Origin of the sequence: Pseudomonas sp. PS01298 (assembly GCF_029959745.1) — a bacterium.
Taxonomy (GTDB): domain Bacteria; phylum Pseudomonadota; class Gammaproteobacteria; order Pseudomonadales; family Pseudomonadaceae; genus Aquipseudomonas; species Aquipseudomonas aylmerensis.
On sequence record NZ_JASCPP010000154.1, the window covers coordinates 1 to 11302 of the forward strand.

An 11302-nucleotide genomic window follows, 5' to 3' on the forward strand; every position below is an offset into this window, starting at 1 on the left:
CGCGAATACGCTGGATCTGCCACTGCAGAGGTCGACTGACACACCGCTTTCGCGAGCAAGCCCGCTCCCACATTTGGATCTCCTTCACCTTATAGTCAGCGAAAGAACTCACCGGGCGTCGCATCAAACTGCTGTCGAAACGCGTTGATGAATGCCGAGGTGGATTCGTAGCCACAGCCCAGCGCCACATCCGTCACCCGCTCGCCTTGCTCCAGGGCGGGCAGGGCGGTCAATAGCCTCAGGCGCTGGCGCCAGGCCCGGAACGTCAGGCCGGTGTCCCTCAAGAACAAACGGCTGAGGGTTTTCTCGCTGACCCCCAGCTTCTGGCTCCACTGCCCCAGGGTAGTCTGCTGTTCCGGGTGCAGGTTGAGGCTGCGGTAGATCTGGCGCAGGCGCGGGTCGTGGGGCAACGGCAGCATCAGGTCGACCTGCGGCGCTGCCGCCAGTTGGTCGAGCACCACCTGGGCCAGCCGACCGTCCGGGCCATCCTCGGCGTACTCCACTGGCAGTTCACTGAAGCTGCGGATCAACTCACGCAACAGGTTGCTCACCTCCAGCACCTGGCAACGCTCGGCTGCCCAGGTGGTGACGCTGCAATCGAGGTACAAACTGCGCATCTCCGTGTGCGGCGAGCTGAATACCCGGTGCGGCATGCCCGCTGGGATCCACACCGCGCGTTGCGGCGGGGCGACGAAGCGGCCGACGCTGGTCTGGATCTCCAGCACCCCGGAGATCGCGTAGGACAATTGCACCCACGGGTGGCTGTGCCGACGCGTCAGTGCGCGGTTGGGCAGCGATTCGGTACGGCCATACACCGGCCGTGGCAGGCTGGAAAGCCCGGGCACGCTGCGGCGCACGGTGTTGGCATGTCCTTTAGGCGGCATTTACTGGCTCATTGGCGTTAGTCGGTAACAGGCCGTTACGTTAGAGTCGCGATGACGCTCTTGGCAACCCCCGGAAGATCCGCTTATGACTCGCCCTCGTTTTCTGCCCGACAACTTCACCCTGACGCTGATCGCCACGGTGATCCTCGCCTCCCTGCTGCCCGCCAGCGGCCAGACCGCCGTGGCCTTTGGCTGGGTCACCAACCTGGCCATCGCGCTGCTGTTCTTCCTGCATGGCGCCAAGCTGTCGCGCCAGGCCATCGTGGCCGGTGCGGGGCACTGGCGCCTGCACTTGCTGGTGTTCAGCCTGACCTTCGTGCTGTTTCCGCTGCTGGGCCTGGCGCTCAAGCCGCTGCTCTCGCCGCTGATCGGCAAAGACCTGTACATGGGCATGCTCTACCTTTGCGCCTTGCCGGCCACGGTGCAATCGGCGATTGCCTTCACCTCGCTGGCGCGCGGCAATATCCCTGCGGCGATCTGCAGCGCGGCGGCCTCCAGCCTGTTCGGCATCTTCCTCACGCCGTTGCTGGTGACCTTGCTGCTCAACGTGCACGGCGACGGCGGCTCCACGGTCGATGCGATCCTCAAAATCAGCGTGCAATTGCTGCTGCCGTTTGTCGCCGGGCAGATCGCCCGCCGCTGGATCGGCGCGTGGGTGGGCCGCAATAAATCCTGGCTGAAGTTCGTCGACCAGGGCTCGATCCTGCTGGTGGTGTACGGCGCGTTCAGCGAAGCGGTCAACGAAGGCATCTGGCACCAGATCCCGCTGTGGGAACTGGGTGGCCTGGTTGTCGCCTGCTGCGTGTTGCTCGGCCTGGTGCTGGTGGCGTCGACGCTGTTGGGCAAGGCCTTTGGCTTCAACCAGGAAGACCGCATCACCATTCTGTTCTGTGGCTCGAAGAAGAGCCTGGCGACCGGCGTACCGATGGCCCAGGTGCTGTTCGCCGGGGCGACCATGGGGGTGCTGATCCTGCCGCTGATGCTGTTTCACCAGATCCAGTTGATGGTCTGCGCGGCGCTGGCCCAGCGCTATGCCAAGCGCCCGGAAAGCATTCCCGAGATGATGGGGCAGGTGGATCCTTGATCTAGCGCACACCTTTGGACGCGGCGCCTCAAGTTAACGCCCGGGCAGACGACTTAGTGGGTAAGAGCCCAATAAGGAGTGTCGACATGAGCGTCAAGCGTCTTTCGGTAATGGCAGGCCTCCTGGGTGTCTGGGCGAGTACGTGCGGCGCCGCGCAGATCGTGGGGCAGGGCAGCATTGAGTTCCACGGCAGTATCGTCGAAGGCGGGTGTGCGACAAATACGCACAGTGGCGCGGTGATGGAATTGCACGAGTGTGCCGTCGCCAGCCGCGGCAGCCACTTCGATGTACGCGGTGTGGCGCCGGTGGCCAGTGTCGACGCGGCCCACGTGCTGCTGGTCGCGGACAGTGGCAACGGGCGGTATTACGACCAGCGCTATGTGCTCGTCGATGGCGCCGGCAAGCCGATCCGGTCGGGGAACTACGTGGTGACCATGACCTTACCGTGACCCCGCTGAGGGTATTTTGAGGGGGATGAGCGTCAACAGCCGGCCGAGAAACCTATAGAATGCTCGGCGGCGGCGCTTGTCCTGGGTGGCCGCTTGATCATCGCCAGAGTACCTCGCCCTTCAATGAGCATTTCAGCCGCAACCCCCCAAGCCAACTGGCAACCGGTCATCGCCCTGGCGCTGGCCGCGTTTGTGTTCAACACCACCGAGTTCGTGCCCGTGGGGCTGCTCAGCGCCATTGGCGCCAGCTTCGACATGCCCATCGCCAGTGTCGGCCTGATGCTCACCATCTATGCGTGGATCGTGTCGCTGACCTCGCTGCCGGTGATGCTGCTGACCCGCAACGTCGAGCGGCGCAAGTTGCTGATCGTGCTGTTCGGCATGTTTATCGCCAGCCATATTCTTTCCAGCGTAGCCACCAGCTTCGGCATCCTGATGCTCAGCCGGGTCGGCATCGCCTTGTCCCATGCGCTGTTCTGGTCGATCACCGCGTCCCTGGCCGTGCGCCTGGCGCCGGAAGGCAAGCAGGTGCAGGCGCTGGGCTTGCTCGCCACCGGCACCTCGCTGGCGATGGTTCTGGGCATTCCGCTGGGCCGCCTGCTCGGCGAAGCCATGGGCTGGCGCACGACCTTCCTGGTCATCGGCGCCTTCGCTGCTGCCCTGGTGTTCTGGCTGGCGCGCACCTTGCCGCCGTTGCCGAGCCAGAACTCCGGCTCCCTGCGCAGCCTGCCGCTGCTGTTCAAGCGTCCGGCGCTGGTGGCGTTGTATGTGCTCACGGCCATGACCGTCACCGCGCAATTCACCGCCTACAGCTATATCGAACCCTTCGTCGAAGGCGTGGCCGGCATGAGCGGCAGCGCGGTCACCCTGATCCTGCTGGTGTTCGGCGGCGCGGGCATCATTGGTTCGCTGCTGTTCAGCCTGGTGCACCGCTTCAACCCTCACGTGTTTGTAGTCGGCGCGGTGTTCCTGCTGGCGGCGTGCCTGTCGCTGCTGCTGCCGTTGAGCGGCGCCGAATCCTACCTGGTGATCCTCAGCGTGTTCTGGGGCATGGCGATCATGGGCTTCGGCCTGGCCATGCAATCCAAGGTGCTGGTCCTCGCGCCGGACGCCACCGACGTGGCGATGGCGATGTTCTCCGGCATCTACAACATCGGTATCGGCGGCGGTGCGCTGATGGGCAGCTGGGTCGGCAGCCACTTTGGCTTTGCCTGGATCGGCGCGGCGGGCGGCTTGCTGGCGGCGGTGGCGTTGATCGGCTATTGCCTGGCGATTCGTCGGTTCGGCACGGGTGTGCCCGCAACCCCGCGGTAAAACGCTAAAACCAGACAAGTCTTACAGGGCGCCATGATGCCCATTGCTACCGTCGCCCAGGACCGCCCACGTCCTGTGGTGACGGCACCTGAAGAGCAATGGAGTCACTTGTGCAAAGACGTTTGACCGCAGAATTCCTCGGAACCTTCTGGCTGACTTTCGGCGGATGTGGCAGCGCCATTCTGGCGGCTGCGTTCCCTGGGTTGGGGATTGGCTTCGCCGGCGTGTCACTGGCGTTCGGCCTGACCGTGTTGACGATGGCCTACGCGGTGGGCGGTATCTCCGGTGGGCATTTCAACCCGGCGGTGACCCTCGGCCTCTGGGCCGGGCGCCGCCTGTGCGGGGGGAAAGTGCTGCCCTATATCGCGGCGCAAGTGGTTGGGGCCATTGCGGCTGCAGCGGCGCTGTATGTGATCGCCAACGGTCAACCCGGTTTCGAGATGGGCGGCTTTGCTGCCAACGGCTACGGCGAGCTGAGCCCGGGCCTGTTCGACATGAAGGCTGCGTTGCTGGCCGAAGTGATCGCCACGTTCTTCTTTGTGCTGATCATCATGCGCGTGACCGCGCCGGGCGCGCCCGCAGGCTTTGCACCGATTGCCATCGGCCTGGCGCTGACCCTGATTCACCTGGTCCTGATCCCGGTGACCAACACCTCGGTCAACCCCGCGCGCAGCACCGGCCCGGCGTTGTTCGCCGGCGGTGAGTACATTGCGCAGTTGTGGTTGTTCTGGCTGGCGCCGATGGTCGGTGGGGTATTGGGGGCATTGGCAGCTCGTGGCCTGACGGTAAATACACCCCAGAGTTGATAGCTGCCGCCCCAGGCGCGGTCAGGCCACCGGGATCAGCGGATCAGCCGCGGCCAGCGCGGTGGCCCGATCAGCAACGGGTGGGTAGATCCACACGGTGTTGATCTGCTGTTTAAGCTCCTTGGCTTCCTGGCCCACCAGTTTGAGCTGACGATCCCAGCCCTCGGTGTACACCGCGCCCCAGGCACCGAGGTCGAGGCAGGTGACGTATTTGGGCTGGCTGTAGGTCATCGGGGCCACACCGATCAAGTCGGCGGCGACGTTGTTGCCGGCGTAGCGGCCCAGGGCAATGGCGTGCTGGCAGGACATGCCGGCGAAGTGACCCAGGTCATCGGTGGCGGCGTAGGCCACATCACCGGCGGCAAAGACATCGGCCAGGCCCTTGGCCTTGAGGTTGCCGTCCACATGCAGGCGGCCCTGGGGATCAAGGGTGCCGCTGACCTGATCGGTCAGCGGGTTGGCGCGAAAGCCGATGGTCCAGATCACGGTACTGGACTCAATGCGTTGCCCATCGGCCAGGGTCACGCCGCCGGCATCCACCGCGGCCACTGAGGTGTTCAATCTCCATTCCAGGCCCAGGTGTTCGCTGGCTTGAACGATGGACGGGCGAATACCATCGCCCATGGAAGCCGCAATCTGCGGGCCGCGGTCCACCACGATCACACGAATATTGGCGTTGTCACCCAGTGCTTCGCGCAGGCGTGCCGGCATTTCGGTCGCGGTCTCGATCCCGGTAAACCCGCCGCCGGCCACCACCACAGTGTTACGTGCCGGGCTGTCGGGCAGGTTGTTCAACCCCTTGATGTGCGCTTCGAGGCGCGTGGCATCTTCGATCTGGTCCACATCGAACACGTGCTGGATGCCTTCCATCTGTGGCCGATTCAGACGGCTGCCAGCGGCTAGAACCAGGCGATCGTACGTGAGGGTGGTGGCTATGCCAGCCGCATTGCGGTAGGTCACCTGCTTGCCATTTTCATCGATGCGGTCGGCGGCGCCCTCGATGAAGTCCACGCCGACCGCCGCAAACAATGGCCCCAGCGGTGCTTGCATGGCATGCACGTCGGCTTCGTAGAAACGTGGACGAATACGGAGCGCCGGCTGTGGGGCCAGCACGCTGATCTGCACGTCATGGCGATTATGTTTATCCAGCAGGCGTGCAGCGCTCAAGGCGCTCCAGACACCGCCGAAGCCGGCGCCGATGATAAGGATGTGCTGCTTCATGGGGATGCTCCAGGGACCAGGTCGATACGATTGCTCAAGGTGCAATGCGTTACCGGCCTACTCTAAGAGCGCGGTTGTTTGTCGGGTAGGACACAAAACCCTGAATTACTGCCAACCGGCCTGCTGTCAGCGGGAAAAGCGCGCGCGGTAGTCGCGAGGGGAAATCGACAGGTGGCGATGGAAGGTGTAGCGCATGCGTTCTTCATCGCCAAAGCCACACAGGTGCGCGACTTGGTCGATGTTGCGCTGGGAGTCTTCCAACAGGCGTCGTGCCGCCTCCACGCGAAACAACTCGATGGCCTTGGCCGGGGTGCGCCCGGTTTTTTGCTTGTAGACCCGGGCGAAATTGCGCGGGCTCATGCGGCTTTGTTCTGCCAGGCGCTCCACCGTAAGCTCGCTGTCGCTGAGGTTATCGGCGATCCACAGGTGCAAGGCGTCGAAACCCGCAGTGTCATCGGTCTGGGCTTGCAGCAGTTGGCTGAACTGGGCCTGGCCACCGGGCCTTTTGAGAAACACCACCAGCTCCCGCGCCACTTGCAGGGCGACGTGACGCCCGCAATCGGCCTCGACCAACGCCAGCGCAAGGTCGATACCGGCACTCACGCCTGCCGACGTCCACACATTGCCTTGTTGGACAAAGATCGCGTCCATGTCCACTTCGATGCTCGGGAACCCGCGCTTGAGCATGTCGCACATCGCCCAGTGCGTGGCAGCGCGCCGGCCTTGGAGCAAGCCGGCCTGGGCCAGCAGGAACGTGCCGCTGCACACCGAAGCCGTGCGCCGGGCCTGGGTGGAGGCATGACGCAGCCAGTCCACCAGGTCGGTGTTGGCGGCCATCGCCTGTTGAATGGCGGGGGCGCCGGGTACGATCAAGGTGTCGAGGGTGGCGGGGTCAAATTGCGCCAGTGGCAGGGTATCGACGCTCAAGCCTTCGGCTGTTGGCATCAAGCCACCCGCCAGGCTGGCGGTGTGCATCACATAGCCCGGCAGGCCACGCTCGACCATGGCCTTGGTGGCCGCCCAGAACACGGTCTGGGCGCCGGTCAGGTCGAGCAGGCCCATTTGCGGGTAGGCCAGGAACACCAAGGTGCGCGACTGGCCGAGCGGCTGGACGGGGGTCATAGCGCCGACAACACCGCCTCCAGTTTTTCCTGGTCCCGCGCAAACTGGCGAATGCCTTCTGCGAGTTTCTCAGTGGCCATCGCGTCTTCGTTCGAAGCCCAGCGGAACTGTGCTTCGGTCAACTGCAGGCGCGCTTCGCCGTCGGCGCCCGGGGTGAGTTTGCGTGCCAGCGGGCCCTGGTCTTCATCAAGCTTTTGCAGCAGTTCCGGGCTGATGGTCAGGCGGTCGCAACCGGCCAGCTGTTCGATCTGGCTGAGGGTGCGGAAGCTGGCGCCCATCACCACGGTCTTGATGCCGTTGGCCTTGTAGTAGTTGTAGATGCGCGTGACCGACTGCACGCCGGGGTCTTCGGCACCGGTGTAGTCCAGGCCGGTGTTCTTGCGGTACCAGTCGTAGATGCGGCCCACGAACGGCGAGATCAGAAACACGCCGGCGTCGGCACAGGCAGCCGCCTGGGCGAAGGAGAACAGCAGCGTCAGGTTGGTCTGGATACCGGCCTTTTCCAGGCGCTCGGCGGTGCGGATGCCTTCCCAGGTCGAGGCCAGCTTGATCAGCACGCGATCGCGGCCGATGCCGGCCTGGTCGTAGAGGGCGATCAACTGGTTGGCCTTGGCCCACAGCGCGTCTTCGTCGAATGACAGGCGCGCGTCGACCTCAGTGGAGATGCGCCCCGGAATCACCTTGAGAATCCCCGCACCCACCGACACCGCGAAGTGGTCGCCGGCCAGGCCCACATCCCCTTTGGCATGGCTCACGGCGCGGCGCAGCAGGTCGGCGTATTCCGGGATGGCGGCGGCCTTGAGCAGCAGCGAAGGGTTGGTGGTGGCGTCCACCGGGCGCAGGCGGCTGATGGCTTCCAGGTCGCCGGTGTCGCAGACCACGGTGGTGAATTGCTTGAGTTGTTCGAGCTTGGACGTCATGAGCGGCAGTCTCCAAAAGAGGTTATTGGTTGAGGGCCTGTGCGGTATCCAGGTCGGTAATCAGGATGTCCAGGTAGCCGCCCTTGAGCGCGCCACGAATCGCCTGGACCTTGTTCAGCCCGCCGGCCAGGCCCAGCACGCGGTGGATGCTGCGCAGCTTGGGCAGCGCCACCGACACCACGAACTCTTCATCTTCTTCCAGTACCGGCTTGCCCTGGGCGTCGAAGTAGCGCAGGCAGATATCGCCGACAGCACCGCGCTCGGCCAGCAGGCGCAGCATGTCCTCGGTGTAGTAGTTGCCGCTGTTGCGCAGCAGTTGCGAAGGCTCCAGGTCGCCGATGCCGACGATGGCCAGGGTGATGCTGTCAAAGCGTTGCAGCACTTCCTTGACCTCTTCCATCTGCACGATGCGCTGCTTGCTCTCCACCGATTGCTCGATGCTTTGCGAGGGCAGCAGGAACGCCGGGCAGTTGAGCAGGGTGGCCAGGCGCTGGGTCAGCAAGGTCGCTTCAAACGCGCCTTTGTTACCGACGCCACCCAACAGTTGTACCACTTCCTGGGCGCCTTGTTTGCCCGGTTGTGCATGCAGGTGGCCGACCATGGCGCGAATGGTGCTGCTCCACGACGAAATGCCGATGTGATCCTGCGGCGACAGGCTGGTCTCCAGGTAATGCGCGGCGGCCGAGCCGATGGCCTGCTTGATGCTCTCGTCATTGCCCGGTTCGGTGGCTTCGACCACGATCACCCGGCGCACGCCATAGCGGCGCTGCAACTGGGTTTCCAGCTCCAGGTGCAGGCCTTGCAGGCGCATCACGCTGATCTTCACCACGCCTTCCTGCAGCGCCCGACGCAGGGCGCGGCTGATAAAGGATTGGGACAGGTCGAGCTGTGCGGAAATCTCGGACTGCTTGAGCCCTTCTTCGTAATAGAGGCTCGCGATCTTGGTGATCAGGCGCTGTTCTTCGATTTGGCTCATGAAGGCCTCAGTGGTGACATCAATGCGGGTGAGGATACCAAACCCTTACGACATGATCAGGCCGCCGTCGATATTGATCGCCTGGCCGGTCAGGTAGGCGGCATCGTCGGAGGCCAGGAACGCCACCAGGCCTGCCACATCCGAGGGTTTGCCGGCCCGCCGCAGGGGGATGTTCTTGACCCATTCGGCCATCAACTCGCCTTTGCCGTAGCGTTTTTCCTCGGTGCTGAGGATCTCGCCCCACACGCGGTCGTTGTAGTCCCACATTTCGCTTTCGATGATGCCGGGGCAAAACGCGTTGACCGTGATGTTATGCCGCGCCAGTTCCAGCGCCAGGCTCTGGGTGATACCGATCACGCCCATTTTGCTCGCGGCGTAGTGCGGCGTATAGATGAACCCCTGGCGGCCCTGGCCGGACGAGGTGTTGATCAGCCGCCCGCTGCCTTGCTTGACCATGTATTTGGCCGCTTCCCGGCAGCCCAGCCACACGCCGGTGGTGTTGACCTGCAGCACCTTGTCGAAGTCGGCGCGGGGCATTTTGTCGTAGTGGTCGATGGTGATGATGCCGGCGTTCTGCACCGACACGTCGATGCTGCCAAAGCGTGCGTGGCCTTCGCGGTAGAGCTTTTCAATGTCGTCTTCACGGGTGACGTCGATGGCCAGGGCCAGGGCGTCGACCTTGTATTCCCGGGCCAGTTGGTCGGCGGTGAAGGTCACGCGTTCCAGGTCATTGGAAGCCAGTACCAGGTTGGCGCCTTCCTGGGCGAAGCGCTCGGCAATGCCGGCGCCGATGCCACGGCAGGCGCCGGTGATCACGATGGTTTTACCGCTGAAACGTTGCGACATCACAAGACTCCTTACCAGCAGACGAAGCCGCCATCGACCAGCAGGTCGACACCGGTGCAGAAAGACGAGGCCTGGCTGACCAGGAAAATCGCCGGGCCGACCATTTCTTCCACGCTGGCCATGCGGCCCATGGGCGTGGTCTGTTCAAAAATCTTCACCTGGTCGGCGACTTCCGGGCGCGAGTTCATCGGCGTCGCGGTGTAGCCGGGGCTGATGCAGTTGACCCGCAGGCCCTTGTCGGCCCATTCCATCGCCAGGCTTTTGCTCAGGTGGATCACCCCGGCCTTGGAGGTGTTGTAGTGCGCCTGCAGCAAGCCGCGGTTGACGATGCTGCCGGACATCGAGGCGATATTGACGATGGCGCCTTTGCCGCGCGGCAACATCACGGCGGCCTGGGCCTGGCAACTGAGGAAGATGCCCGTGAGGTTGATGTCCAGGGTGGTCTGCCAGCGCTGCAGCTCGAGGTCTTCGGCGGCCTGGGCGTTGGCGATGCCGGCGCAGTTGACCGCCACGCTCAGCGGGCCGAGTTCGGTTTCGGTGCGAGCGACGGCGGCGTCCAGCGCGGCGCGCTCGGTGACGGTGCCGCTCAGGGCCAGGGCACGACGGCCCAATGCCTGGATGCGTTCTACGGTGCTGGCAATACCGGGGCTGCCGGGCAGGTCAAAACACGCCACATCGGCGCCGGCCTCGGCCAGCCCGACGGCGATGGCCTGTCCGATCCCGCTGCCTGCACCGGTGACAAAAGCGACTTGGCCCTGAAGACTGAAAAGTTGCATGGATGACTCCGTTATTCATGGTTAGCAATACACCCCGCCTCGATCTGTCATTGGGGTGTGTCTGATTCAACGCGGGTGCCTGAGGGGGGGCTGCTGCGCAGCCCAACGCGGGGCAAGCCCGCTCACCACAAGGGGCGCGCTTTTACCGTTGGATAGATGTCACTGTCGGCACCGCTGACGAAGGCGGCCTGGCCCTGAAGACTGAAAAGTGGCATGGATGACTCCCTTATTCATGGTTGGCATTACCCCCCCCGCCCCCTGTGGTGAGCGGGCTTGCCCCGCGTTGGGCTGCGAAGCGGCCCCTCGATTTGCCACTGGGGTGTGTCTGATTCAACGCGGGGGCCTGAAGGGGGCTGCTGCGCAGCCCAACGCGGGGCAAGCCCGCTCACCACAAAGGGGTCGCGCTTTTACCGTTGGATAGATGCCACTGTCGGTCCCGGTGACGAAGGCGACCTGGCCCTGAAGACTGAAAAGTGGCATGGATGACTCCCTTACTAATGGTTAGCAATACACCCCCGCCCCCCCCTGTGGTGAGCGGGCTTGCCCCGCGTTGGGCTGCGAAGCGGCCCCTCGATCTGCCACCGGGGTGTGTCTGATTCAACGCAGGGGCCTGAGGGGGGCTGCTGCGCAGCCCAACGCGGGGCAAGCCCGCTCACCACAAAGGGGCGCGCTTTTACCGTTGGATAGATGCCACTGCCGGTCCAGGTGACGAAGGTGACTTGGCCCTGAAGACTGAAAAGTGGCATGGATGACTCCCTTATTCATGGTTGGCAATACCCCCCCCCGCCCCCTGTGGTGAGCGGGCTTGCCCCGCGTTGGGCTGCGAAGCGGCCCCTCGATCTGCCACTGCGGTGTGTCTGATTCAACGCAGGGGCCTGAAGGGGGCTGCTGCGCAGCCCAACGC

General features: G+C 64.1%; 11 protein-coding genes. 4 read left to right on the top strand and 7 right to left on the bottom strand.

The window, feature by feature from the left end:
- Nucleotides 1–95: 95 nt before the first annotated feature.
- Complete coding sequence (locus QMX97_RS29705) at nt 96–884, bottom strand: helix-turn-helix transcriptional regulator (RefSeq protein WP_065907354.1); 789 nt, start codon at nt 882–884, stop codon at nt 96–98.
- Nucleotides 885–969: 85 nt separating this feature from the next.
- On the opposite strand from QMX97_RS29705, the gene QMX97_RS29710 reads away from it, so the two are divergent.
- From QMX97_RS29710 to aqpZ, 4 genes are all read left to right on the top strand, one after another.
- Nucleotides 970–1968 carry a bile acid:sodium symporter family protein gene (locus tag QMX97_RS29710; RefSeq protein ID WP_065907352.1) on the top strand — a complete coding sequence of 333 codons (999 nt, stop codon included), beginning with the start codon at nt 970–972 and terminating at the stop codon, nt 1966–1968.
- Nucleotides 1969–2054: 86 nt separating this feature from the next.
- A complete protein-coding gene (locus QMX97_RS29715) occupies nt 2055–2417 on the top strand; it encodes a type 1 fimbrial protein (protein WP_120448939.1) in 363 nt (120 codons plus the stop codon).
- A gap of 123 nt (nt 2418–2540) precedes the next feature.
- Nucleotides 2541–3731, top strand: coding sequence for a sugar transporter (locus QMX97_RS29720; RefSeq protein ID WP_065907348.1), 1191 nt, complete (start codon nt 2541–2543; stop codon nt 3729–3731).
- Between the two features lie 110 nt (nt 3732–3841).
- Nucleotides 3842–4537: an aquaporin Z gene (gene aqpZ / locus QMX97_RS29725; protein WP_256595076.1), complete on the top strand. Its 696-nt coding sequence runs from the start codon at nt 3842–3844 to the stop codon at nt 4535–4537.
- Nucleotides 4538–4558: 21 nt separating this feature from the next.
- Here the strand turns inward: aqpZ and QMX97_RS29730 are convergent, their stop codons facing one another.
- The 6 genes from QMX97_RS29730 to QMX97_RS29755 all read right to left on the bottom strand — a co-directional run bounded on the left by QMX97_RS29730 (nt 4559) and on the right by QMX97_RS29755 (nt 10398).
- A complete protein-coding gene (locus QMX97_RS29730) occupies nt 4559–5758 on the bottom strand; it encodes an NAD(P)/FAD-dependent oxidoreductase (RefSeq protein WP_282398089.1) in 1200 nt (399 codons plus the stop codon).
- A 126-nt stretch (nt 5759–5884) separates the two neighbouring features.
- A complete protein-coding gene (locus tag QMX97_RS29735; RefSeq protein ID WP_106803487.1) occupies nt 5885–6880 on the bottom strand; it encodes a DJ-1/PfpI family protein in 996 nt (331 codons plus the stop codon).
- A complete protein-coding gene (gene tal / locus QMX97_RS29740) occupies nt 6877–7800 on the bottom strand; it encodes a transaldolase (protein WP_106803488.1) in 924 nt (307 codons plus the stop codon). Before tal ends, QMX97_RS29735 begins: the two co-directional genes overlap by 4 nt.
- A 22-nt stretch (nt 7801–7822) precedes the next feature.
- The gene (locus QMX97_RS29745; protein ID WP_065907327.1) at nt 7823–8776 is read right to left on the bottom strand and encodes a sugar-binding transcriptional regulator; all 954 of its coding nucleotides are present in this window, start codon (nt 8774–8776) and stop codon (nt 7823–7825) included.
- Nucleotides 8777–8821: 45 nt separating this feature from the next.
- Nucleotides 8822–9622, bottom strand: a complete 801-nt coding sequence (locus QMX97_RS29750) for a glucose 1-dehydrogenase (RefSeq protein ID WP_106803489.1) — start codon at nt 9620–9622, stop codon at nt 8822–8824.
- 11 nt (nt 9623–9633) lie between these two features.
- Nucleotides 9634–10398, bottom strand: a complete 765-nt coding sequence (locus QMX97_RS29755; protein ID WP_213553198.1) for an SDR family oxidoreductase — start codon at nt 10396–10398, stop codon at nt 9634–9636.
- Nucleotides 10399–11302: the final 904 nt, after the last annotated feature.

Coding starts and splice junctions, on each gene's coding strand:
- QMX97_RS29705 (WP_065907354.1), bottom strand. CDS start 884: ATGCCGCCTAAAGGACATGCCAACACCGTGCGCCGCAGCGTGCCCGGG.
- QMX97_RS29710 (WP_065907352.1), top strand. CDS start 970: ATGACTCGCCCTCGTTTTCTGCCCGACAACTTCACCCTGACGCTGATC.
- QMX97_RS29715 (WP_120448939.1), top strand. CDS start 2,055: ATGAGCGTCAAGCGTCTTTCGGTAATGGCAGGCCTCCTGGGTGTCTGG.
- QMX97_RS29720 (WP_065907348.1), top strand. CDS start 2,541: ATGAGCATTTCAGCCGCAACCCCCCAAGCCAACTGGCAACCGGTCATC.
- QMX97_RS29730 (WP_282398089.1), bottom strand. CDS start 5,758: ATGAAGCAGCACATCCTTATCATCGGCGCCGGCTTCGGCGGTGTCTGG.
- QMX97_RS29735 (WP_106803487.1), bottom strand. CDS start 6,880: ATGACCCCCGTCCAGCCGCTCGGCCAGTCGCGCACCTTGGTGTTCCTG.
- tal (WP_106803488.1), bottom strand. CDS start 7,800: ATGACGTCCAAGCTCGAACAACTCAAGCAATTCACCACCGTGGTCTGC.
- QMX97_RS29745 (WP_065907327.1), bottom strand. CDS start 8,776: ATGAGCCAAATCGAAGAACAGCGCCTGATCACCAAGATCGCGAGCCTC.
- QMX97_RS29750 (WP_106803489.1), bottom strand. CDS start 9,622: ATGTCGCAACGTTTCAGCGGTAAAACCATCGTGATCACCGGCGCCTGC.
- QMX97_RS29755 (WP_213553198.1), bottom strand. CDS start 10,398: ATGCAACTTTTCAGTCTTCAGGGCCAAGTCGCTTTTGTCACCGGTGCA.